General features: G+C 62.6%; 23 protein-coding genes, 1 tRNA gene and 1 pseudogene. 6 read left to right on the top strand and 19 right to left on the bottom strand.

Going from position 1 to position 23,722, the window contains the following annotated elements; translation table 11 throughout:
- Positions 1–200: 200 nt before the first annotated feature.
- Positions 201–758 (bottom strand): transglycosylase SLT domain-containing protein, encoded by a 558-nt coding sequence (locus tag LG281_RS11060; RefSeq protein WP_404400621.1) that lies wholly within the window; start codon positions 756–758, stop codon positions 201–203.
- Positions 759–1,190: 432 nt separating this feature from the next.
- Between LG281_RS11060 and LG281_RS11055 the strand changes: the two genes are divergently transcribed.
- From LG281_RS11055 to LG281_RS11035, 5 genes are all read left to right on the top strand, one after another.
- Complete coding sequence (locus tag LG281_RS11055) at positions 1,191–1,862, top strand: RluA family pseudouridine synthase (RefSeq protein WP_404400619.1); 672 nt, start codon at positions 1,191–1,193, stop codon at positions 1,860–1,862.
- Between the two features lie 90 nt (positions 1,863–1,952).
- On the top strand, positions 1,953–3,161 hold the full coding sequence (gene uxuA / locus LG281_RS11050; protein ID WP_404400617.1) for a mannonate dehydratase: 1,209 nt from the start codon (positions 1,953–1,955) through the stop codon (positions 3,159–3,161).
- 111 nt (positions 3,162–3,272) lie between these two features.
- Positions 3,273–4,190 carry a PilZ domain-containing protein gene (locus LG281_RS11045; RefSeq protein ID WP_404400615.1) on the top strand — a complete coding sequence of 306 codons (918 nt, stop codon included), beginning with the start codon at positions 3,273–3,275 and terminating at the stop codon, positions 4,188–4,190.
- A 274-nt stretch (positions 4,191–4,464) separates the two neighbouring features.
- On the top strand, positions 4,465–5,253 hold the full coding sequence (locus tag LG281_RS11040; RefSeq protein ID WP_404400613.1) for a GGDEF domain-containing protein: 789 nt from the start codon (positions 4,465–4,467) through the stop codon (positions 5,251–5,253).
- 324 nt (positions 5,254–5,577) lie between these two features.
- Positions 5,578–5,654, top strand: a tRNA-Arg gene (locus LG281_RS11035).
- A 13-nt stretch (positions 5,655–5,667) separates the two neighbouring features.
- Here LG281_RS11035 and LG281_RS11030 read toward each other — a convergent pair.
- The 4 genes and pseudogenes from LG281_RS11030 to LG281_RS11015 all read right to left on the bottom strand — a co-directional run.
- Positions 5,668–6,579, bottom strand: a complete 912-nt coding sequence (locus LG281_RS11030) for a LysR substrate-binding domain-containing protein (RefSeq protein ID WP_404400611.1) — start codon at positions 6,577–6,579, stop codon at positions 5,668–5,670.
- A 10-nt stretch (positions 6,580–6,589) separates the two neighbouring features.
- Positions 6,590–7,138 (bottom strand): invasion associated locus B family protein, encoded by a 549-nt coding sequence (locus LG281_RS11025; protein ID WP_404400609.1) that lies wholly within the window; start codon positions 7,136–7,138, stop codon positions 6,590–6,592.
- A 115-nt stretch (positions 7,139–7,253) separates the two neighbouring features.
- Positions 7,254–10,841 carry an autotransporter domain-containing protein gene (locus tag LG281_RS11020; RefSeq protein WP_404406705.1) on the bottom strand — a complete coding sequence of 1,196 codons (3,588 nt, stop codon included), beginning with the start codon at positions 10,839–10,841 and terminating at the stop codon, positions 7,254–7,256.
- A gap of 30 nt (positions 10,842–10,871) precedes the next feature.
- Positions 10,872–11,267, bottom strand: a pseudogene (locus tag LG281_RS11015) (hypothetical protein); the annotation flags it as partial.
- Between the two features lie 251 nt (positions 11,268–11,518).
- On the opposite strand from LG281_RS11015, the gene LG281_RS11010 reads away from it, so the two are divergent.
- A complete protein-coding gene (locus LG281_RS11010) occupies positions 11,519–11,944 on the top strand; it encodes a VOC family protein (RefSeq protein ID WP_404400607.1) in 426 nt (141 codons plus the stop codon).
- A gap of 103 nt (positions 11,945–12,047) precedes the next feature.
- On the opposite strand, the gene LG281_RS11005 is transcribed toward LG281_RS11010, so the two are convergent.
- The 14 genes from LG281_RS11005 to trbE form a co-directional block, all read right to left on the bottom strand.
- Positions 12,048–12,344: a DUF6958 family protein gene (locus tag LG281_RS11005; RefSeq protein ID WP_404400605.1), complete on the bottom strand. Its 297-nt coding sequence runs from the start codon at positions 12,342–12,344 to the stop codon at positions 12,048–12,050.
- Between the two features lie 10 nt (positions 12,345–12,354).
- On the bottom strand, positions 12,355–12,936 hold the full coding sequence (locus tag LG281_RS11000) for a hypothetical protein (protein ID WP_404400603.1): 582 nt from the start codon (positions 12,934–12,936) through the stop codon (positions 12,355–12,357).
- Positions 12,924–13,838 (bottom strand): serine hydrolase domain-containing protein, encoded by a 915-nt coding sequence (locus LG281_RS10995; RefSeq protein WP_404406703.1) that lies wholly within the window; start codon positions 13,836–13,838, stop codon positions 12,924–12,926. The genes LG281_RS11000 and LG281_RS10995 overlap by 13 nt, the downstream gene beginning before the upstream one ends.
- Positions 13,839–14,022: 184 nt before the next feature.
- Positions 14,023–14,394: a hypothetical protein gene (locus LG281_RS10990; protein WP_404400601.1), complete on the bottom strand. Its 372-nt coding sequence runs from the start codon at positions 14,392–14,394 to the stop codon at positions 14,023–14,025.
- Positions 14,395–14,567: 173 nt separating this feature from the next.
- Positions 14,568–14,921 carry a transcriptional regulator gene (locus LG281_RS10985; protein ID WP_404400599.1) on the bottom strand — a complete coding sequence of 118 codons (354 nt, stop codon included), beginning with the start codon at positions 14,919–14,921 and terminating at the stop codon, positions 14,568–14,570.
- Positions 14,918–15,529 (bottom strand): hypothetical protein, encoded by a 612-nt coding sequence (locus tag LG281_RS10980; protein WP_404400597.1) that lies wholly within the window; start codon positions 15,527–15,529, stop codon positions 14,918–14,920. The genes LG281_RS10985 and LG281_RS10980 overlap by 4 nt, the downstream gene beginning before the upstream one ends.
- A gap of 168 nt (positions 15,530–15,697) precedes the next feature.
- Complete coding sequence (locus tag LG281_RS10975; protein WP_404400595.1) at positions 15,698–15,946, bottom strand: DUF2274 domain-containing protein; 249 nt, start codon at positions 15,944–15,946, stop codon at positions 15,698–15,700.
- Between the two features lie 2 nt (positions 15,947–15,948).
- The gene (locus tag LG281_RS10970) at positions 15,949–17,073 is read right to left on the bottom strand and encodes a TrbI/VirB10 family protein (RefSeq protein ID WP_404400593.1); all 1,125 of its coding nucleotides are present in this window, start codon (positions 17,071–17,073) and stop codon (positions 15,949–15,951) included.
- Positions 17,070–18,068 (bottom strand): P-type conjugative transfer protein TrbG, encoded by a 999-nt coding sequence (gene trbG / locus LG281_RS10965; protein ID WP_404400591.1) that lies wholly within the window; start codon positions 18,066–18,068, stop codon positions 17,070–17,072. Before trbG ends, LG281_RS10970 begins: the two co-directional genes overlap by 4 nt.
- Complete coding sequence (gene trbF, locus LG281_RS10960) at positions 18,065–18,754, bottom strand: conjugal transfer protein TrbF (RefSeq protein WP_404400588.1); 690 nt, start codon at positions 18,752–18,754, stop codon at positions 18,065–18,067. Before trbF ends, trbG begins: the two co-directional genes overlap by 4 nt.
- Entirely contained in the window at positions 18,751–20,133 is a 1,383-nt protein-coding gene (gene trbL / locus LG281_RS10955) for a P-type conjugative transfer protein TrbL (protein WP_404400586.1), read from the bottom strand. Before trbL ends, trbF begins: the two co-directional genes overlap by 4 nt.
- 3 nt (positions 20,134–20,136) lie before the next feature.
- Complete coding sequence (gene trbK-alt / locus LG281_RS10950) at positions 20,137–20,424, bottom strand: putative entry exclusion protein TrbK-alt (protein WP_404400584.1); 288 nt, start codon at positions 20,422–20,424, stop codon at positions 20,137–20,139.
- A 20-nt stretch (positions 20,425–20,444) separates the two neighbouring features.
- Positions 20,445–21,227, bottom strand: a complete 783-nt coding sequence (trbJ, locus tag LG281_RS10945; protein ID WP_404400582.1) for a P-type conjugative transfer protein TrbJ — start codon at positions 21,225–21,227, stop codon at positions 20,445–20,447.
- Between the two features lie 2 nt (positions 21,228–21,229).
- Entirely contained in the window at positions 21,230–23,716 is a 2,487-nt protein-coding gene (gene trbE / locus LG281_RS10940; RefSeq protein ID WP_404400580.1) for a conjugal transfer protein TrbE, read from the bottom strand.
- Positions 23,717–23,722 lie beyond the last annotated feature (6 nt).

The following is a 23,722-nucleotide window of genomic DNA, read 5'->3' as shown; positions in this document are numbered from 1 at the left end:
CGGATACGCGGCCCCAACTCGACACATTCCGATTCAGGCCCCAGCAACTAAGCCCCGGACCCGGCAAACGCAACTCCTTCGGAACGGCACGCTCTCTCCCAAGCCCGCGCCGGTCCCCTTCGCCGCGAAAAGCCAAATTAAGGGAAAATGCTAGCACAGCCTGGTTAACGGGACATCCCCGTTTGTGCAAGGGAGCCGCGTCAAAACCCGGAAGGACGCGGAGGTGGGGCGTAGGCGAGCGGTACCGAGACCGGCGCAGGCGGTTCAACCGAAGCCGGCGCCGCGGCGACCTGTGTGGGTGGGGTCGGCGCAACTGGGGACTTGGGGCCCGGACGCAGCCCGGTCTCTTCGAGGAGACCCATATCGCGCGCGTGGTAGTAATACCCCGCCGCATAAAGCTGCACGGCGCGGTCCTGATCGCCCTGGGCGACGAGATAGGCCCCGCGCAGGTATTTGACCGCATAGATGAGGTTGGTTTCCGCATCGAGCAGCCCTTCGGGCGGGCCGGTATAGCCCATGGTCCGGGCGGTGGCGGGCAGGATTTGCATCAGCCCGTAATAGGGACCGTTGCGCGCGGCGGGGTTGAACGTACTCTCGCGGTTGACGACACGGCGGACGAGTTCGTGCGGCACGCCGTAATATTGCGCGTAATACTGGATGAGGACGTCGACCTGCTCGCGGGTCTGGGCCTTGGCGCCGGTTGCGCAAACCGCGACCACGAGCGCGGCAAAAAGGGCGATCAGCCGTCTTGCGGGCATCAAGAAAGGCTCCAAGGGAACGAAAACGCCGGGGCTCTCAACAGATCGTGAGCACAGTGCGGGCACAAAAGGGCGAAATCGCGGCCAAATCGCATCAATCTGCCCGATTGGTCCCCACACAGCAGCGTTCCCATAAGCGCCGGGGAGTGTTAGGGCCTGTCATCAATTGTAGATAGGGGTTTGATTTTGCATAAATCGTTCAATACCAAGGCTTTTCGCGTCGTGCAGGGTTATCCCCTTCGCGCGCGAAAAGCCGCCGGGAGTGGACGATTTATGCAAAACCCTTCGGGCGGGCCATATCCGGGTGATTTTCGCGGACGGTCCGGCTTGAAGGCGGCAAGCCTTCGGCCCGGACCGTCCACGAAACTCCCTCCGGATATGACCCGTCAAACCCCTATCTACAATTGATGACAGGCCCTAAGGCAACCGGCCATGCTCAACCCGATGCCCAAAACCTTTAATTACGATCCCCCGACCGACCCATGGCTTTCGATCCTCTACGAGGACGAGGCGATGCTGGCGTGCGACAAGCCGTCGGGCCTTTTAAGCGTGCCGGGCAAGGATCCGGCCCTGTTCGACAGTCTGCAGTCGCGCGTGCTCGACGCCTATCCGGGCGCGGGGACGGTGCACCGGCTCGATAAGGATACCTCGGGCATCATGCTCTTCGCCAAGACCAAGGCGGCGCATGGCAAGCTGGGCATGCAGTTCGAGAAGCGACAGACGAAAAAGACCTATTTCGCCCGCGTCTGGGGCGAGATGGCGGAGGACGATGGGCTTGTCGACCTGCCGCTTGCCACCGACTGGGAGCACAAGCCGCGCCAGCGCGTCGACTACGAGCGCGGCCGCGCCGCGCAAAGCCGCTGGCGCGTGATCGCGCGTGAGGGCGGGACGACGCGGGTCGAACTGACGCCGGTCACGGGCCGTACGCATCAACTGCGCGTGCACATGATGGAGCTCGGCCACCCGATTCTGGGCGATCCGTTCTACGCAACCGGCGCGGCGCTCGACGCCGCGGACAGGCTGCAACTGCACGCGGCATACCTGGCGTTGCGGCATCCCTTGAGCGGGGACGAGATCGCATTCACGGCGCCGGTGCCGTTCTAGCCCTGAATCGTAACTTGCAAAACGCATCGGTCTTACACCAAATGCGCGCGGGGGAGCGGGAGCGAGGACGCGTGCGAGGGAGAAGACGCGATGCGGCAGACGTGGCGATGGTTCGGGCCGGAGGATCCGGTCAGCCTTTCGGATATGCTTCAGGCCGGGGTGGAAGGCGTGGTGACCGCGCTTCACGATCTCGCGCCCGGCATGGTCTGGACGGCGAACGACATCCTGCGGCGCAAGGCCGAGATCGCCTATTTTGCCGATGGCACCACAACCGGACTGACATGGGAGGTCGTCGAGAGCCTGCCGGTCTCCGAGGCGATCAAAACCCGATCGGGACCCTGGCGCGAGCACATCGCGGCCTATAAGGAAAGCCTCGAAAACCTCGGGGCATCCGGGATCGAGGTGGTTTGCTACAATTTCATGCCGGTCCTCGACTGGACGCGCACCGATCTCGCTTACCGCCTGCCCCATGGCGGCACTGCGATGCGGTTCGACATTGCCGATTTCGCCGCTTTCGACATCCACATTCTTGCGCGCGCCGGCGCCAAAGAGGATTTTGCGCCCGAAATTGTCGAGGAGGCGGCCAAGCGGTTCGCCCAAATGGATGCAGCCACGCAAAAGGCGCTCACCGCGAAGATTGTCGCCGGCCTGCCCGGCGCCGCAGAGCATCGCACGCTTGAGGACGTGCGCGCGTTGCTCGCAACCTATGATGGCATCGGCCCGGACCAGCTGCGGGCCCATCTTGCCGATTTTCTCGCGGAAGTCGTGCCGGTCGCGAAGCGCGCCGGCGTGCGGTTATGCTGCCATCCCGACGATCCGCCGTTCCCGCTTCTGGGCCTGCCACGAGTCGTTTCGACCGCCGAGGATTACCGCGCACTGCTCACCGCCGTCGACTCTCCGGCCAATGGCATGACGCTATGTTCGGGTTCGCTCGGCGCGCGTCCGGATAACGACCTTGTCGCCATGATGAAGGAATTCGGGGCCCGCGTGCATTTTCTGCACCTGCGCAACGTCAAGCGCGAATCCGATGCGCTCAAGGGGTCGTTCCATGAGGCCGAGCACCTTGGCGGAGACACCGACATGGCCGCACTGGTCAGCGCCGTTCTCGCCGAAGAGGACCGCCGCCGCGCCGAGGGCCGGAGCGATGCGTCGATCCCCTTCCGCCCGGACCATGGTCAGGCGATCCTCGACGATCTTTCCAAGGACAGCACGCCTGGCTATCCCGCCATCGGCCGGCTCAGGGGGCTCGCCGAACTGCGCGGGGTGATCGCCGGTTTGCGGTACGCCGCCGCGTCCTAATTCGATTCAATTGCAACCGGTAATCTTGGCGACGAAAGAACGGGAAACCGGGCACAATGACACCCTGGCAAGGACGCGCCAGATGCGATGTTTGCGAAAGGGAAAGGACCCATGCAGACGAAGCCGTCCCACCAGCCTCAAGGCGGGGTTCGCGTGACGCTGCCGGCATCCTACACACTCGCCGGGCCCGAAAACAGGCCGGTCACGGTATACCGTTGCCGGACCCGCGCGATCGCGCTCGACCATATCGAGGTCGAGGCGGAAACGCTACCGCCCGAAGATGCCAAGGTCTATCTCAACATTTCCGGGCTCGGCGTTTGTGCCGGGGTCGTGCGCGAGACTGTGCCCCACGGCTTTATTCTGTCCATCGCGCCCGATGCGGATGCCATCGCCAAACTGATGCCGCGGGTGAGTGCGCTCAGGCGTACGGGCAGGACTGGAGAAGACCTCCGCGTATTCGCAACATTGCCGGCCTGCTACACGATCGCCGGGACCGGGCTCGACGATGGGCGGGCGACGGTTTATCCATGCCGCACCCGTGCAATCGCCCTCGATCGCATCGTTATTGAAGCGGAAGCCGCGCCGCCGCAAGACGCGATAATCTACCTCAACATTTCCGGGCTCGGCGTCTGCCGGGCGCGCGTGAGCAAAATCCTGTCCAACGGCTTTGTGGCGGCCATATCGCTTGATGCCGAGGTGATCGCCAAGCTGGTGCCCCGGCTGGACTGGCTCAAGCGCCATCTCGCCGGCACCGCCGACGACCGGCGCGACCATCGGCGTTTTCCCACGCCGCGCTATGCGGTCCGTCTTGCCGGCGAGGGCGGCCTGGCGGCAGAGGCGACGACGCAGGATCTGTCCAGATCGGGCCTTGCCGTTCTGACCGACGCGCTCCCGGCCATCGGCGCGCATCTCACGCTGGGCGGCATGCCCGGAGAGGTCGTGCGGCTCTTCGAAGGCGGGCTGGCGGTCCGCTTCGACACACCACATCCGCTCGGCGAGGTCAGGGAGCAACTGCTCCGGCAAAAATGACGCGGGCTGGATAGGCGGCGATTCTTTCCGCATAGGTGGCAAGCCAGAGTGCCTGATGAGCGATGGTCTCCGGCGGCATGGAGCGTTTCGTCGGTATAGCCCGTCGGAACGACGATCGCACCCCAATGCATGACCGTCGTATAAAGGCTCGGTATCGTGGTTCCACGGTGCGATCGGGGAAACGGTGCCGTTTTGAACAAACAGCAACCGCACAACCTTGCATTAATGACGCTCTGCTAGTTTGCCGGTCCGGCAAAGGAGGCCGCGAACCGCAATGATGCAGAACCGGTGGGATTTTTCCAAACGCGGCTGGGCGCGGGTCTGGGTGTTGACCGTGCTGGGCACGCTCTTGTGCATCGGTGTGGCCTTTGCCGTGGACAGCTATTCGTTCTCCACCGGCACATGGGTGCTGCGTGAGAGCGCCATCAACAATCTCGTCATCCCGCTCATCCTGGCGCCGCCCCTGCTCTTTTTTCTTCTGAGCAAGTTGCGCGAGCTGGCCATCGCGCACCATGAGCTGATGTCGGTCGCAGCGACCGACAGCCTCACCCAATTGCTCAACCGGCGCGCTTTCACGGCTATCGTCGAAGGTTATCTGGAGCGCGTGGAAGCCCGCCAGGCGCCACCCAATGGGGCGCTGGTCGTCATCGATGTCGATCATTTCAAATCGGTTAATGACAGTCACGGGCACGACGCCGGCGACAAGGCGCTTCGCAGCATCGCCGAGACGATCCGTGCCCAGGTGCGCGAGGTCGATATCGTGGGCCGGATGGGCGGCGAGGAATTCAGCGTCTTTCTTCCCGGAGCGACGATAGATGTCACCCGCGCGGTTTCCGAACGGGTCCGCGTCGCCGTCCATGACGTCCCGTCCGTGCCGGACGACCCCGAACGCCGGCTATCCGTCAGCGCCGGCGGCGTCGTCTTCGCGCGTCCCACCACCTTTCCCGAGCTCTACCGGCTGGCCGACGCGCAACTCTACACGGCTAAGGACAACGGTCGCGACCGCTGCGAGATCGCGGTGCTCGACGCGGCTGGCGCGCGGGCGGGCGAGACCGTTGCTTAGGACACGGTCCCCCAGCCGTTCGCGTTGGCAAGTCCAGAGTAGCGTTTGGTCGTTCCTGCGATCAAATCCGCTGTTGCGCCCAAGCCGCGCTTCGATTACGTTCCACCCCGTTCGCGCTCCGGGCTTCATGGTCATGGACAGCGCCGGGCACCCGTAGCTCAGCTGGATAGAGCGCTGCCCTCCGAAGGCTGATGTCAAGGGGCTAGGCTACAAAGAGGAGATGAAAAGAGGCAACAAGAACAAGGATTTGCGAGGCCTTCGTTTTTGCCTTTCCACTCGCGAAAAGTTCACGTAAGCACTGCGTAAGCAGTTGTGACACGGTAAGCACCCATAGCTCAGCTGGATAGAGCGTCGCCCTCCGAAGGCGAAGGCCTCAGGTTCGAATCCTGATGGGTGCGCCACCCCCACAAAAATTCACTTCGCAGTCGGTTTCAGCTCCATCGACATGTTGCGCGCCATGCCGAGCAGACGCAGGACAGCGCGCTTGGGATTGGAGTCGAGCCAGACGGCCTTGATGATGCCGCTGGTGTCCGGCCCAGTAATTGGTCGCCAGACGGTTCCTCTGATATCGACACCCTTGGCAAAGCTCTCGCCGGTGATTGTGAACCCCTTGCCGATCTGCACTTTCATAATGACGGTTGCTTGACACGCTTGGCACTGCTCGATGATGGGTGCGTGTTCGCCCGCCGCTATCCGGCGTATCAGGCACGGGTCGAGTAGTGGACCATCGATGCCCTGAGGTACGAGTAGGCGTTCGCCAGCAAGATCGCTCCAAGTGAGCGCCGGCTCTTCTGCAAGGGGATGATCGGCAGGCAGCAGTGCAGCAATGCCTTCCCGCCAGACCGTTTCATGTTGACACGCGCCAGCTTCGCAGCCGCCGCACATGAATGCGATATCGAGATGTCGGCGGCGAATGGCACTGGCCTGATTGCGACAGGAACAATCCTGTATGGTGACCTCGACGTCCGGAGATGTCTTCTCGAAATTATCAATTAGGCGCACAAGATGTTCGCGGCCCAGGGGCGCACTCAGACCAATGCGGAGCTTATTGGCCTCCCTGTTGCGCCGTCCGGTACGGCTCAGAGCTTCGTCGAGGCCGTTATAGTGGCCGCGAACGCTGTCGATCCAGTCGCATCCTTCGTCGGTAAGCCGAACGCCAGCGTGGCTGCGCTGGAAAATCTGGATGTCGAGTTGCTGCTCAAGTGCACAAATGTTGCGGCTGACGGTGGATTCGCGCACGCCGAAGGTCCGCGCAACACGACGCATACTGCCCAGTTCGGCCGCTGCAAGCGCATATCTCAAGAGGCGGAGGGCATCGAGGTCCACACCCTTACCCTCAATCCATAAGCGCGGTCACGCGATCGAAAGCACTCGAGAACCCGTCGAGCGAGATCGAGAAAACCATCTCCTGCCCACCATCGGCGGTGGCAATCAGGTTCAGTGTGTTGCCTGCCTTGAGGCCGGCTACGATGCTTGCATCGAAATTGATATCGATCAGGCAACCCGCAGGTAGGCATGTGCGGAAGGTCTGTGGCGAACCGGTTTGACCATCGTCGAGGCGGTATGCCACGCCCTTTTCGAGCGCCAGGCCGAACGGCAGGACGAGCACCCCTTGCGCACCGCCATCCTCGGGTCTCAGTTCGATTGCAAGCGCCCGCTGGCGCGTTTGCTGGGAGAGCTGTTGTTGAGACAGTGCGCAGACCTTGGTTATTGTCTCGTCTGTCTGGTTGCGGACAGCGCAAGTAACGCTCCAGGCGCCGTGGGCTTCGCTCAGCGTTGTCGCACCGCCAGGCAGGCCTGTGTCTTGAGCTGACGCGGGGATAGGGTGAGCGAGCGCGACCGCCGCAACAAGCGGCGAAGCGATCCAGGAATTGAAAAGACGCATTGAGTGAACCATAGTTTGAGGAAAGAAGACCGTCGCCTGGAAAGGCGACGGCTGAAGGTTTCTTGCCGACCATTATGTTGAAAGACCGGGCGCTGGCTGCCCGTGGCAGACCGGCTCAGAAGCTCACGCTTAGGCTGGCCTTGGCGCCGTGGTCGGAGATGCCCGCGCCGAGTTGTCCGCCGTAGGACAAGCCGAAGCTGGCGCTGTCGGTCAGGTCCACAGCTAGCCCCGCATCGAGCACCAGCGCATTCCGGCCGAGCGGTACGCCGGCAATGGTGAAGGCATCACCACCAGAGGCGAAACTCTGCGTCGCCGTCGGCGCATCGCCGAAAGCGTGGCGCCAACCGAGGCCACCGGAGAGCGTGGCATCCATGCCACCCAGCTCGACTTGCGTCTCACCGCGAATGCCGAGCGTGGTGAAGGTGGCATTGACCGTCTGTCCCGCCGCAGTCAGCGCAGCCGCACCGCCATTCTCGGTATAGCCGTCTGAGTTGAGATTGACGAAGGCCAGATTGGCGAAGGGCTCAAGGGTGGCGCTACCGACCGCGAAGCCGTAGGCTGCTTCAGTATAGGCCTGGAACGTACGCGCGTTGTAGGACGCTGTCAGGCTGTCCGAAAAGCCGGTGAAGTCAACCGCACGCGAGGTGTCGAGGCTGTGCCAGCTATGGGCCACTCCGCCCTTGAGCGAAAACCCGTCCCAATCGCCGCCCGCATAGGCGCCGAGCGTGTAACTGTCGACCGTGACCGAAGAGGCGCGGTCATCGACGTTCATCCCGCTGCGGCCGTAGCCCGCCATAAGGCCGAGATAGACGTCGCCGAACACCTGGGCGTCGCCGCCGAGGAACAGACCGCCGGTATTGCGGCTCACTGCGGCGGCGTTTCCGTCGCCGTTCCAGCGGCTCCAGGAGCCGAAGCCCCGTGCCCAAAGGGTCGTGCCTTCGGTAGATTCGTGGGTCGCCTGTCCGACATTCGTGCCAGTGCCTCCCAGGGCATGACGCAACCGATCCAGCGCCGCCTCGCGCGCAAACCTGCTGTCTTCCAGAAGGACAGTTTTAGCGGAAGCATGGACTTCTCCGGACAATTGATCCATCGCTCCGGCAGCTTCGGTATTCGACAGGTTCGTAACGGCAGTGAACAACGCGCCGGATCCCAAAGCTTCGATGCTGTCCGCAGTCGCACATTGGTTGGCGGTGAATTCGTCCAGGCACAGGCCGCCCAATGCCGAGGTTATGAAGACATTGTTGGCGTCGTAGGACAGCGCAAAACTCAGAAAGGCATAATTGTCGGTGAGGGTATCGAATGTCCCCGTCACGCCGCCGGCTGCAGTCGCAACCGTGTAGACCGTACCCGCCGTGTAGGTCGTGCCGTCATCGCTGCCGTTTTCAGGTGTCACACGTACCGTGCCGCCGTTAATGGTCAGCGTTCCGGTGGCGTTCAGCAAGTCATTATTGGTGCCGGCGACGTTGCCATCGTCATTGAGTTCGACCTCGAAGACCGATCCAGACGCAAAGGTGGCATTAGCCACATTCATCGTGCCGATGGAATTGCCGGGAGTGAGGTTGCCACCGGAGGCCAGCACGATATTCCCCAGCGTTCCGGAGCCGCCGATGGAGCCACCCGCCGCATTGATCGTGCCGCCGAGTATCCCGTCGACGATCAGGCTGCCATCGACAACCTCTGTCGTGCCGGTGAAACCCGAATTGTCGCCCATCAGCGTCAAGGTTCCGATGCCGGACTTGGTTGTCGTACCGGTGCCTGAGAGAATGCCGGTATATGTGCCATCGGCTTCCTGATCGAAAACCAGGGCCGCGTTATTGGCGATATTGCCTTGCAGGCTCGTGATGTTTCCGACCAGCGTGCCTGCCGATACGGTGGTGCCGCCGGTGTAGCTGTTGGTTCCCGTCAAGCGCAACGTGCCGAGATCCGTCTTGGTCAGGGACCCGGTGCCGGTGAGGGCAGAGCCGATGGTGGCGACATAGTCCGCTCCGGCGCTGGTGCCGTCGCCCACGCGGAAGCTGGTCGCACCCGTCAGGGCGATGTCACCGCCGGAAATGCTGTAGCCATCGACGGCGAATTGCATGCCGGCGGAGGTTGAAACACCGGCTCCATCCACGGTTACCTCGCCAGCGGTTCCGGCGAAGACCAGAAAACCGTCGGGATCGTAGGCGGCGCTCTGAGCACCATTGGCGTCGGTCCAGTTGGTGTCGGTCGCAGTCCAGATGCCATCGCCGCCATGAATGGTTCCATCGGCGCTCGTGGTCGTTCCGTTCCAGAAGGTCAGTGCAGTCGGATCAACCAGCAGATTGACCTGACCGGCTGTGGCGGTCTGTACATCATAGGAATATCCGCCAGGCGCGGTCCCCATGTCGAGGCCATTATCAGTCAGCGTGCCGCCATAGTTGATGAGCCGATAGAGCCCCGAGCCGAAGCCGCCCGCATCGGTGACGTTCAGCGTGCCATCCAGGGTGAGGTCGCCGCCGACATTGATGAGATCGCTATCGACACCTGCCGTGCCCGACGGGTCACCCAACTCGAAATCGAGCGAAGAGCCATTCGCAAGCGTGAAGTCGCCGCCGATGGTCAGCGTGCCGGGGCTGTTTCCAGCAGCAACCGTACCGTTTCCGACCGAAACGGAACCGCCAATGGTGCCCGTGCCGCTGAGGGTGCCACCGGTGACATTCAACGCGCCGCCGAGTGTTCCGTTGACGATCAGATTGCCATTGGAGACTTCGCTTGTTCCGCCAAAGCCGGAACTGTCACCTGCCAGCGTCAACGTGCCGTTGCCATTCTTGGCAAAGGTTCCTGTTCCGGAAATCGCGCCGGAAAACGTTCCCGAGCCTACGGTAAGCTGCCCGACTCCCAAGGCCACATCGCCCGCACCATCCAGCGTGCCGATGGTTTCGGTAAAGTCGTTCAGGTCAAACTGACCACCACTCGCCACCGTGACTGATGCGCTGTCGGCCAGTGCTTCGTTGACTCCCAACTGTAAGGTTGCGCCATTCTGAATCGAGGTGCCGCCAGTATAGGTGTTGTTCGCATCAAACCTCGTGGTGCCCGCGTGAAGCTCCACCGCGCCATTCCCTGAAATCAGCGAATCGAAATCGTAGGCGCCTCCGGTGTGGTTGAAGACGATCTTGCCGGTGCCGGCACCAAACTCAATCGTCGCCGCATCGACGATGCCCGCGACGGCGGCGGCTTCACCTGCCGCCGCGCCAATATTGAGTGTGCCGGTGGAGCCTGACTGGAGGGCAACATTCAGGGTGCCGGATGTCAGTTCGATTTCGCCAACACCCGAAACAGTCAATGTTCCCACACCGCCGACTCCGACGTTTACGTCGCCCGCACTGCTCCACTTTGCATTTGACCCCGAGATATTCACCGTACCAGCAGCGTTGGTGTTGGCGCCGATATTGCCGCCATTACTGGTCACCGAGCCAAAGCTGTTAACGTCAAGCGTCCCGTCACCGCTCGCACCAACGGTTAAAGTACTGGAATTGGACCAGCTTCCGCCACCGCCAACCGTAGCCGTGCCCGTCGATCCCGCGTTTGCGGCAATCGTGGCAAAAGTGTTGGAAACCGTTCCGTCGGCGGAGATCGTCAAATTGCCATTGCCGACCTCGCCGACGACAAGGAATTCACTCATCGTCCAGGTCGAGTTCGCACCCGATACACTTACGATGCCACTGGCAGCAGGGTTTCCCACACCCAATGATCCCCTGCGGCTGCTGACTGCGCCTCCATTGAGAATGGTCAGGGTGCCGGTGCCCAATTCTCCAACCAAGATGTCGCGTGTCACATTCCAAGCGGCACCGGCTCCCAGTACCCTGACTTCTCCTATCTGATTGGTACTCTTGGCAATACGCCCATCCACATCCGTCGTGAGAGTTCCGCCATTCTCGATGGTCAGTCGGGGATCTTCTCCAGCGACTGAACTTCCAATCTCGAGCGAGCGAGATACCGCATTGAACCCATCGATTTTGGGATTAGCTTGCCCTGGGCCGACGCTACCAATCACAACTAGATCGGTAGCTGTCGGCACCGTGTTGGTATCCCAGTTCCCGGCCGTGCCCCAATCGCTTGACGTGTCACCCTCCCAAACGGTCTGCGCCACGGCCGGACCGGCGAGCATGGTCGTCAACGCGGTGCCAGCAAGCAGTGCGGCACCGAATCGAAAGCGGCCGTTACCTTTGCGCTTGTGTCGGTTCCTCCAAGATCGAAGCGCGGTTCGTCCCTGTTCTGCGCACCGCGTGGTGCAGTCTCTTCCTGTCATGCGATTGTCTCCAAGTTGACGCGGCCACAGCCACTTAGCTTTGCGTTGCAAAGTGATAAACTTTGCGTTACAAAGTTTCAAGCTTGGAAATCGCAAAAGGGGACGCGCCCATGTCGAACACCTGTTGCCCGGTCGTGCATTTCGAATTGCCCTATGACGACCGAGAACGAATTGTGAACTTCTATCGCGAGGTTTTTGATTGGGAGATAGAGTTGCTCGGCCCTGAGATGGACAATTATGCGTTGGTCCGGCAACCAAAGGAGGATGTCACGCCAGATGCGGTAAAAGGCGCCGTCGGCGGCGGCTTTTTCCCAAGATCACCGGGCAACGAAGCGCCGTCGGTCGTCATCCGAGTTGCGGATGTGCGCACGGCGATGGAGAAAATTGCAGCGGCAGGCGGCAAAATTTTGGGTGGTGATCACAACACGTCCGGGGAACCAGACGACATTCCCGGCGTCGGCCTTTATTGCCGTTTCCTGGACACCGAAGGTAACAACAACTCGATCCTTCAACCGTCATCCCGACACGGCGCGTAATACCATCGGAATGTCCGGCTGGAACACGAGAGCTGGTGGCGCAAATATATGGAGCGCCTGGCGGATTATGCGCGTGCATACCGCAGCGAGTGCCCATAAGGGATCATTTCGTTAGGCTCAACCGTTGCGGCCCCTTGCCGGACAACCGCTGGACCTCGCCTCTCGTTTCCAGATCAAGCTTGACCGTGGTGACGTGCCAGGACAGCGACCCCAGCCGGGTAAGTGTCTCGTCACCGATCTTCTCGCGGACGGCCGCGCTCAGTTCCCGGAACTCAAGACCGGGTGTCTCTCGCAACACCTGCAGAATGGCGGCACGAACGGTTTCGTATTTCCAGCGCGGGATGCGCACCGGCTTTTTCCCTGGTGTGGGCGTCTGGCATTCGATCTTGTCGTTGGTCATCTTGTCTCCTTTATTCATCGCGCTGCCCGATTGCCAGGACACGTTTTGCCGAGAGAAGCCCTCCAACCACTAGCCCGCCGAGTGCAAGCAGCGCTGATGGCACGATGAGAACGAATTTGAGGCCTGTCGCGATTCCAGCTGCAGTTCCCAGCAATGGTGGGAAGTCAGGATAAGTCGCCAATGCCACCGCCAGCAGGGCGTTCTCGGCCAGTTCGGCAACGATCACTCCCAAAGGCAACAGGACCACATGGCGAAGCTTACCGCCGGCCGCGTGGGCGGCTCTAAGACCAAAGGCGATCAGTGCCGCGAGTGCTGCTGCGAGTAAAATGGCGCTCACGAAATCGGCGACGTAGAACAGGTAGGCGGTGTCCGTTCGGCCCGCATCGGCGATCGCGCCAAGCCGCTCGACGGCAATTCCGGCGCTGAAGAACGGCGTTTCCTCAAGAGGCGGCCCGGACTGGGCAAGGGTGTATGTCTGATAGAGCCCGGAGAACAGGAGCACGATCTGAAACCAGGCGACGGGCGCAACCAGAAATGCGGCCATGCGCCAGCCGCGCACGCGATTGAGAAAGTAGTCCTCTAGATGCGCCATGAAATCTCCTCCGCCCTTTCAAGGACAGGTAAAATCCGTTCTTCGATCATCGCGAAGATGGCCGCTCTGCGGTCGTCATGGGTGACCCACCAGGGGGTCATCCAGTCTATCTGGCTTGATGCCGTCACGACCACCGCGTCGAGATCCGGCAAGACAACAACGAAGTGGCCGCCCCATCCTTCAGCAATGAAGGCATCGTGGCTGGAAAAGCGCTTGAGCCACCAAAGATATCCATAACCGTTCTTCGCGCCGGCCGAGCGATCGCGCCATGGGCCGAAACGCATGGTCCAGCTTTGGGCTATCCAGTCTTCCGGCACGATCTGCCGTCCCTGCCAGTTTCCCCCTTGCAGGTAGAGCTGCCCGAAGGCGGCCATGCCTCGCGGGGTCATCTGAAAGTCAGACCCGCCCATCACCGTACCCTCTGGCGCACGGGTGACCCCATGAAGGGCGATGCCAATAGGACCGAACAGCCGCGATCGCGCATAAACCGCCAGATCCTCGCCGGTTGCACGGGTCAGGACATCGGCGAGAAGGTGGGTGGCAGGGGTCGCATAACTGAACCTCTCGCCGGGCCGAAATCGCATGGGGAGTTGGAGCGCGTTGGCTGTCCAGCTCTGCCCCTGATAGACACGATTGCCTTGGGTGCTGTTCTCGACAAAGTCGAAACCCGCTGACATCGTTAGTAGATGCCGGATCGTGATGGTCCGCTTGTTGGCGGGGATGTGCGAATAGAAGTCGGCAATCGGCTGATCCACGCTTTGCAGTTTCCCTTCTGCCAAAGCGATGCCGACCAGCGCCGAGAGTACCGATTTCGAAACGGACTTGACGTTGAGCGGCGTATTCGGCCCCATGCCGTTCCTGTAGCTTTCGCCGATGAGTTGTCCGCGCTGCGTGACAAGCACGGCCAGCAAGAAGTCCTCCTGCCTCGCCAACTCGTCGAAAGCAGCAATTCGGCGCTCTGAGGGCCATTCATGGAGTTTCGCCGGGACCGGAAAGCTCTCGGATTGGCCACTATAGAGAAGGGCATTTCCGACTGCCGCACAGCCGCCCAGCGACAGCACAAGCAGAGCGGCCGCAAAAAATCGCCTAGGAACCATACTCGGCCTTCTCTTTCAAAAGCCCGCGCTCGATGCGTGCAAAAATCCTTCGCGCCAGAAAGAGAGGAACACCGTTTTCCCGCGCGATCGAGACGATGAAGGCCTCACGGTTTTCCGGCGTCGCGAACTTTTTCCGAATTTCATCGGCCGACGATGCAGACTGGATAAAGCGGAAAAATTTTCGAACGCGCCACGCGGCGATCATGGGAAGAACAACGGAATAGTACCCCGTAACCCATGCAAAAATGAACGTAATAAGGAACGGATAGTGTGAGCGTTCGGCCTCGAACAGCAGGTACCAGAGCGCATAGGGAACCAGGGTGAACAATCCCACCACCCAGATGAGAAAAGCGCGTTTCATGTTGCCTCCACACCGCCAGCGTCAAAAGGATGTGGAGCTTTGTAATGCAAAGCTAGTTACTTCGCAACGCAAAGTAACGTCACTGGATTGGGTCACGCGGAGAAAGCCGCCGATGCGAACGCGCCCGCGGCTTCATTTTCTCCCATGTGCGGCAAAACACCCGCCAGGATCGTTCAGCTTGAAGGTTTTGGAACAACCGCTCCAAACGAGCTGAAACGGGCCTCTTCTTCTTCCGAAGGCAGAATTGCCTTCAGGCTGTTCACGTACGTCTTAAGCGCGTTGCGCCCGGCACTGCTCAAACCGTACAGGCTTTGAGGCCGTCCCGGCCCATCTTCATGCCGCGCAATGACGTATTCCGCGGCCAGCAGTTTTTCCAGATGGGATTTCAGATTGCCGTCAGACAGTTGGAGAACCCGCTTCAATTCCGAAAAACTCGCCTCCTGGCGTCCTGCAAGATACGCAACGATGCGGGTTCGCACCGGCTGATGGAGCACATAGTCGAATTCAGGGGGGGAAACCTCACTCATTCGTGCTGTCCTTGCCGGCTTTGGAGGTGAACGAGGGCGCCCAGGCCCGGAAGGCCAAGCCCCAAGGCCGCCGCTACTAGGAAGCGGGATTGGGGGGCAGTGAAATCCATGACAAGCAACAAGACGCCTGCTGCCAGAAAGCAGAGCCCCGCTGCCTCCAGAAGCTTCACCGAGAACAGGCCTTGCGAGAAGACAATTGCGCCGGTGACCAGAAGCCATATTGCGTAGATATGGTGCCCCACACCCAGTTTGTTCACTCCGATTGTGGCGACAAGGCCCAGCACCAGAATCAACGCCCACAATTTCCTGAGCTGCCCCTGGGCGAAGGAAACCGTTTCTCCCGCCAGGAGCCTGCGTCTGCGAATGCGCGTACAATCCAGAACAAGAGTACCGCCGAGAACGCCACCGAGCCAAGCAATTTGAGCAGCCAAGCGCACCTGATAGTCGGGAAAGTATTGTGGACTGATGAGGTGATCCGTGACGAGAATGAGAAAGCCGCAGACAAGGCCCCAAAGTACGAAACTCTCTTCGGGAAGCTCAACGTTGCGATGGCCACGCACCAGCATGGCTTCGATGTCGTCCAGCTTGTTTCTGAGCGGCTTGGTCACGTTCCGAATTCCTTAGCCTTGACCAGAAAAGGTATAGACTTTGCGATGCAAAGGTTCAAGCCGCACAGCTATGAAGTCGCTGTCCAACGCAAACAGCGAAGATGACTTGCGGTGATTGAACACTCGTGATCGTCGCCAGAAAGTGCGTTGAGAAAATGAAACCGGCCTCTAAGAGCGAGGCTTGTCCGAGGATTGCACTGATCCGCCACGCCGAGCCCTGGCGAAGCCGCGATCCGTCGCAATGAATCGCTCCAGCATCGGCACGATCAATTTCACCGGCTCGACAGGTCCCTGTCCACTTTCTTCACCAAGAATTTCGCCGTAGGCGACAAGATCGCGGTGGAGCGGCCCGGGCAGTTCCACCGTCACTTTCACCGGCTTGTCGTCGGACAGCGGTCCCAATTTCAGTTTCGTCATCATCAACCTCCATAGGATTCGAGCACAAGGTCGCGGGTGACGATGATCCTGACCGGGAACCCCGGCCGGATGGTGAGTGTGGGCGCGACCTGCAACTGGCGCTGGATGATCTGCTGGCCGGCCTGGTTGATGGTGTCCTGCGCACCGTCGCGGATGGCGCGGATCAGGCGGTCCTCATCGCTGGCGGCGAGTTCGGTGCCGACCGAAAGGAGGGTCGAGAGCCCGGCGGCCTTCATCAGATCCCACCAGTGATAATCGACGCCATCTTCAAGCCCGGCATAGCCCGCCGCGTCCGCGCCCGGCAGGCGTTCCAGAACGATGGAGCGGCCGTCCGGCAGGATCAGGCGGTTCCACACCAGCAATACCCTGCGCTGCCCGAAGGTCACGCCGTCATCATACTGGCCGATGATCCGGGTTCCCTGCGGGATCAGGAGCAGCGAGCCTGTCGGGCTGTCATAGACGTTCTCCGTCACCTGCGCGGTGATCTGGCCGGGCAGATCAGAACGGATGCCGGTGATGAGCGCCGCCGGAATCACGGAGCCAGCCTGAAGGATGTAGGGCGAGGCCGGCGGCATCATGCGGTCCGCCGCGACCGTCTGACGGTCCACCGGGCCGCCCAGGAAAGCGGTGTGTCGATCTTGCGCTGCGGCCTGGTTCCCGAGGTCGAGATCTGCAAGACCCGGGGAGACTGCGCCGGGAGGATTGGCACGCGGCCCGGATTGGAAGAAGACGTTGCTTAGACGCGCAGCTTCCTCCTCGGCGCGGCGGCGCTCCTCCTCCGGATCGACGGCAGGCGTGGCGATGACTGGGGGCGCAACCGGCTGTCCGCGCGTTTGCGCGTCGAGGATCGGGCGGCCGAGATCGCCGGGCAGCGCCGGCCCAAGGACCGGGCCGGTATAGTCACGCGGCAGGCCGGAAAGGCCGTCCGCGGTGGGGCGGTTCTCGGTCGAATAGAGTTCTTCGCCACCCGGTTCCGCGTCGCGGGTCTGGAGGGCGTAGATGAGCGCGCCGCCGATGCCGAGAAGCGCGACGGCGCCGACGCTGGCCAGCACCTTGCGGGACAGGCGGGTGACGTGCGGCGGATCGGCGCGCAGCCGCATGGGCGCGGCGGTTTCGGTCTCGCTCATGACGCTCCTCCATCGTTCGCGCTGGCGGGTTGCGCAGCAGCGGCTTGCCGCTCCTCGACCCGCACGATCCTGACCACCTGCTGGCGGTTGCCGCTGCCAAGGCGCAACTCGGCCGCACCGAACAGGCGGTCGACGATCAGGATGTTCTGGTGAATGCGGGAATTGACGATCTGTGGCTCGCCGTCCGCCCCAATCACGAAGATCGGCGGCATCTCGCCCTGAACGATGCCGCGCGGGAAAACGACATAGACGCGGCGGCCGTCGTCGAAGACCGAGATGGGGCGCCAGGGCGGGCTGTCGCCGGTGAGGCCATAGCGATGGTTCCGCGCCATCTCGCCCGGAATGACCGGCGCTGCCGGAACGGTCTGGCGCTGGCCTGCCGGCGGAGCGGGATAGGCCCAGGCCACGGCCGGCATGTAGAGCGATTCCCGCGCGCGCAGCTCGATTATGTAGGCGCGCCGGTCGGTGGTGATGACGAGGTTGGTCGAAATGTCCGGCCGCGTCGGCTTCACCAGAACATGAACCCGCCGCGTCGCGCCGCTGCCGCTTGTCGTGTCGCCGATGATCCAGCGGGCGGTGTCGCCCGCTGCAATCGGTCCCGCGCCGGTCAGGCTCTCGCCCGGCTCCAGCGCGATATTGGTGATCTGTCCGGGCGCGGCATAGACCTGATAGAGCGCGCCTTCCGACCAGGGATAGATCTGGATGGCGTTGTAGTAGCCCTCGCGGCGCGGCTCGACGCGGGCGGCGGCGTTGGCGTTCTCGACGCGGCCGGTTGGCGTGCTCGCGGCTTGCCCGCCGCGGGCGATGGTCCAGCCCGGCGGCGTGTGCAATGGCCGGGGCGTGTCGTCCGTCGCCGTCGTCCGCACCGTGGGCAGAGGCGGCACCTCGGCATCATAGCCGAACTGCGGCGTGCGGGTCGTCGCGCAGCCGGCCAGCAAGGTGGCTGAAAGCAGCAAAGCCGGAAAGCCGCGTTTACGGAAAGTCGTGCCAGTCATTGGCTCATCTCCCGCGACCAGGAAATCGCGTTGACATAGATACCGAGCGGATTGGCGCGCAGACGCTCGGCGTCGCGCGGCGTCTGGACCACGATGGTCAGGATCGCGGTCCAGCGCTCGGTCGTGGAGAGCTGGCCGTTCTCGTAGTGGCGTTCGGTCCAGGCGACCCGGAAACTGTTCGGCGATGCGCGGATGACACTCGACACCTCGACGGCAACCTGCTGGCGTCCGACACGGGTGAAGGGATCGTTGGCACGGGCATAGTCGTTGAGGGCGGCCGCACCCCGGTCGGTTGTCCATTCATAGGCGCGAAGCCAGTTCTGGCGCACAATGATGGCGTCGGCAGGGATTGCGCGCACCTGCTCGATGAAGCGGCCGAGATGCCATGCGATCTGCGGATCGGTTGGCTGATAGTCGGCCGTGGCTGGAGCGACGGTCTGCGCCTGGCCGAGATTATCGACCTCGACCACCCAGGGCACGACCGTACCGCGCGCCGATTGCCATACAAGCGCGCCAGCAAAGCCCGCTGAAAGAACCAGGCTGCCGAAGGCCATCAGCCGCCAGTTCTTCGCCTGTACACGGGCCGAACCGATACGCTCGTCCCAGACCTGCGCGGCCTTCTGGTATGGCGTTTCGGGTTCGGGCGATTTGCCGTAGTGCGTGGCGGGTCGTTTGAAGAGGTTCATGAGCGGTCACTTTCGGAGAGATTGATGGAAGAGCCGGAACTGTGACTGTCACCGGAGCGGATCGCGTGCGCGGCCGTGCCGACGCCGTGGCTCATCGCCTGGCTGCGTTTCATGCGCTTCGCCCAATCAGGGGGACCTTCACGAGAGGGTGATGGACCGGTGCTTGAGGCAACGCTGTCGGAGGTGCCGCCGGCAGCATGACGCCCGACCGCTCCCATGGTCGAGGAACCGCCGGCTGCTTCGAAGCCACCCCTCACGCCGTCCGAGAAGCTGGATTTGACGCTCTCCGCGGCTCTCGTGGCGGCCCGACGAAGCGGCGAACTGGCTGCCGATCCGGCCGCGCGGGCAATACCGCCGAGACCGGATGCAACGCCGGAGGCACCGGTCTGTCCCATGGAGCCGAGGGTGTAGGCAGCTGAGGCCGCGCCAGCGGCGACGGCTCCACCCCGGACAGCAGCGGTTCCGCCGGAAATCGCGGCAGTCCCTCCCTTCGCGGCCATGCCTGCGGCAGCACCGCCGGCGAGCACCATACCGCCGGCGGCAAGACCGGTGCCGACGGCCGATCCCGCGCCGAGCTGCGGCCCGCCGCTCACAAGGCCGGAAGCGATGCCGGGGCCGAAAATGCCGAGACCGAGCAGCGACAGCGCGGCGAGGACAATGGCCATTGCGTCGTCAATGGTCGGCGTCACCCCGCCGAAGCCCGCCGTGAACTGACTGAACAGCGTTGAGCCAATGCCAATGATAACGGCCAGCACCAGTACCTTGATGCCGGAGGATATGACATTGCCGAGCACGCGTTCGGCCATGAAGGCGGTCTTGCCGAAGAGGCCGAACGGGATAAGGACGAAACCGGCGAGCGTCGTCAGCTTGAACTCGATCAGGGTGACGAAAAGCTGCACGGCGAGGATGAAGAAGGCGAGCAGCACCAGCGCCCAGGCGAAGAGCAGACAGGCGATCTGGATGAAGTTCTCGAAGAAGGACCAGTAGCCCATGAGATCCGAGATGGATTCGAGCAACGGCCGTCCGGCATCGAGGCCGGTCTGCGCGACGCGGCCGGGCCGCATCAAATCGGCGGCTGAAAAGCCAGTGCCCGAAGCCATGAGACCGAGGCCGGCGAAGCTGTCGAAGACGATCTTCGCCAGATTGTTCCAGTTGCCGATCAGATAGGCGAAGACCCCGACGAACAGGGTCTTCTTCACCAGACGGGCGATGATGTCGTCATCGGCGCCCCAGCTCCAGAACAGTGCGGCGAGCGTCACGTCGATGACGATCAACGTGGTGGCAATGAAGGTCACCTCGCCGCCGAGCAGGCCGAAGCCGGAGTCGATGTAGGAGGTGAAGACCCCAAGGAAATTATCGATGACACCCGTGCCGCCCATATGTCACTGTCCCGCATTCTGTTGCTGGACGGCGGACACAGGCGCGCGGCCAAGAAAACGGTCGCGGCTTTCGGCCCATGCGGCGAGGCAGTCCGGATCGCTGACTGCCGCCTCGCCCATTTGCTGGCACCTGCGCAAGGCGGCGCGTAGAGGATCAGCCGCAGGTTGAAGCGCCGGCGCGGTCCTGACCGGCGCGGGATCGTCCTTGCGGCTCATCTCGATCACCGTGGCCGTAATCGCGATGGCGACGAATACGATCGCCCCGAGCCGGGCCAGCATCTTGCTGTCCATGGGAACCGTCCTGCAGGCTATCAGTTGTTGCCGTTGAACATCTGCGCGTTACCTGGCTGGTAGCCCGTACCGGGCGTCAGAAAGCGCTCGCGCTGGACACGGCCCTGTTCGGCGGCTGTAGCGCGCTCGGCCTCGATCAGCGCTTCCGACCGGCCATTGGCGGACATCAGCGCGATCAGGTCGGAAAGCTGTTGCGACTGCAGCGCGAGCAACTGATTGCCGGCCTGCGTGGCTTGCAGAGCGCCCGTCGCGCCCTGGCTCCGACCAACCAGCGCGGCCATTTCGGCGCGGTTGGCGTCGATATTGCCGACGACACCGGCCTGCACACGCATAGCGTCCTGCAAGCCACCCACTGTGTTTTCCCAGCGGCTGCGGGCATCGGAGACAAGCTGCTGATCTGTGGCCGACAGCGAGACATTGCCATATTGCTGCTGAAACGCCTGGTCGATCTGCTGGACGTCGAAGGCGATGCTCTGTGCCTGACCCAGAAGCTGCTGGGTGCGGCTCACGTTCTGCTGAATCTGCTGGAGCGCGGAATACGGCAGGCTCGCGAGATTGCGGGCCTGGTTGATGAGCATCTGCGCCTCGTTCTGGAGCTGCTGGATCTGGTTGTTGATCTGCTCGAGCGTGCGCGCGGCGGTAAGCACGTTCTGGGCATAGTTTGAAGGATCGAACACCACCCCACCAAAGCCGAAGAAAGCATGGGCCGGCGTTACCGACATGGGCGAAAGCGCAACGGGCATGGCGAGCGTGAGCGCCAACAGCGAGGCACCGGCGAGACGGGAAACAGGCATACGGATCATGGTCAGATCTCCTCTGTCGGTTGGGCATCTGGCGCGACCGGCGCGGCGGCGTCCGGCCGGACGGCGAGATTGGTGAGGTTCGGGATCAGGCCAGCGGCCCATTCGACGCCGCGATGGTGCAGCCAGGCGACGAGGAAGCCGTATCGTCCATATTCGGCATGGATACGCGCGATGGACGCCTGGTCGGATTTGGACGATGCGGCACAGAGCGCAAGCCCGACTTCAGAGAGGCCGAGCTCGAACAGGCGATTGCCACGCCGGGATTGGCAGTAGTAGTCGCGCTTGGGTGTCGCCCGCGCGAGGATTTCGATCTGGCGGTCGTTGAGGCCGAAGCGGCGATAGATCGCCGTGATCTGTGGCTCGATGGCCCGCTCGTTCGGCAAGAGCAGTCGCGTCGGGCAGCTCTCGATGACGGCGGGGGCGATAGCGGAATTGTCGATGTCGCTGAGCGATTGCGTGGCGAAGATGACGGAGGCGTTTTTCTTGCGCAGCGTCTTCAGCCACTCGCGCAGTTGGCCGGCAAAGCCTTCATCGTCCAGTGCCAGCCAGCCCTCGTCGATGATGAGCAGCGTCGGGCGTCCGTCGAGCCGGTCGCCGATGCGATGGAACAAATAAGCGAGGACGGCAGGCGCGGCCCCGGTTCCGACAAGGCCTTCGATCTCGAACGCCTGAACATCGGCCTGTCCAAGATGCTCGGTCTCGGCATCGAGCAGCCTTCCATAGGTGCCGCCGACACAGTAGGGCCGGAGCGCCTGTTTGAGATCGTTGGACTGCAACAACACGACCAGGCCGGTGATGGTGCGTTCCTCGACCGGTGCGGACGCGAGCGAGGTCAGCGCGGTCCAGAGACACTCTTTCACCTCCGGCGTGATGGCGACGCCCTCGCGCATGAGGATGGCGGCGATCCAGTCCGCCGCCCAGGCGCGTTCATGGGTGTCGTGGATGCGGGCAAGCGGTTGGAGCGAGACAGAGAACACGTCCCCCTCGGTCAGGCCGCCGCCGAGGTCGTGCCAGTCGCCGCCCATGGCGAGCGCCGCGGCGCGGATCGAGCCGCCGAAATCGAATGCGAACACCTGGGACCGCTCATATCGGCGGAACTGCAAGGCCATGAGCGCGAGCAGCACCGACTTTCCCGCGCCGGTGGGGCCGACGACGAGGGTGTGGCCCACATCGCCGACATGGAGGGAAAGCCGGAACGGGGTCGAGCCTTCGGTCTTGCCGTAGAGCAAGTGGGGCGCACCGAAATGCTCATCCCGTTCCGGCCCCGCCCACACCGCCGAAAGCGGGATCATGTGGGCGAGATTCAAAGTGCTGACGGGCGGTTGGCGAACATTGGCGTAAGCATGTCCGGGCAAGCTGCCGAGCCAGGCATCGACGGCATTGACGGTTTCCGGCATGGCCGTGAAGTCGCGGCCCTGAACGATCTTTTCGACCAGGCGCAATTTCTCGTCGGCAAGGCGCGGATCGGCGTCCCAGACGGTGACGGTCGCCGTGACATAGGCCATGCCGGCGACATCCGATCCGAGTTCCTGCAGGGCCGTGTCGGCGTCGGCGGCCTTGTTGGCGGCATCGGTGTCGACCAATGCGGATTGTTCGTTGGTCATCACCTCTTTCAGGATCGCCGCGATGGACTTGCGCTTGGCAAACCATTGGCGGCGGATTCGGGTGATGAGCCGCGTCGCATCGGTCTTGTCCATGAGGATCGCGCGCGTACTCCACCGATACGGGAAGGCAAGCCGGTTCATCTCGTCGAGCAGGCCGGGCGTGGTGGCAGTCGGAAAGCCGACAATGGTCAGGACGCGCAGATGTGCGTCGCCCAGGCGCGGCTCCAGCCCTCCGGTCAGGGGTTGGTCGGCGAGCAGCGCGTCGAGATGCATCGGCACCTCGGGCACGCGCACGCGGTGCCGGTTCGTGGAAACCGCCGCGTGAAGGTAGGTCAGCGTCTCGCCGTCATCCAGCCAGCGGCATTCGGGCATGAAGCCGTCCATGAGCGCCAGCACGCGGTCGGTGCGGTCGATGAAGCCGCGCAGGGTTTCCCACGGATCCACGCCCGTTTTGTCCCGGCCCTCGTAGAGCAAGGCCTCGGTGCGGGCTGCTTCCTCGGCGGGCGGCAGATAGAGGAATGTCAGGTAGTATCGGGACTCGAAGTGGCTCCCGTCCTCTTCGAACTGCGCTTTCCGCTCGGCATCGACCAGGGCCGAGGCAGCGTCGGGAAACATGCTGTCGGCATAGTGCTGCGCCGCAAGCCGAACGGCTTCGACGAAAATGCTCCAGCCGGAGCCGAGACGGCGGAAGGCGTTGTTGATGCGGCTGGCGACCGCGACCAGTTCGGCGGCGACGGCGGAATCGAGATCGGGACCGCGAAACGTCGCGGTACGCTGGAACGAGCCGTCCTTGTTCAGGACGACGCCCTGGCCGACCAGCGCCGCCCAGGGCAGATAGTCGGCCAATCGGGCGTTGCGGTTGCGATATTCGGCAAGGTTCATCATGGCCGC

This window comes from Pelagibacterium halotolerans (genome assembly GCF_044811015.1).
GTDB lineage: Bacteria > Pseudomonadota > Alphaproteobacteria > Rhizobiales > Devosiaceae > Pelagibacterium > Pelagibacterium halotolerans_A.
This window is presented reverse-complemented; position numbering and strand designations above follow the sequence as displayed.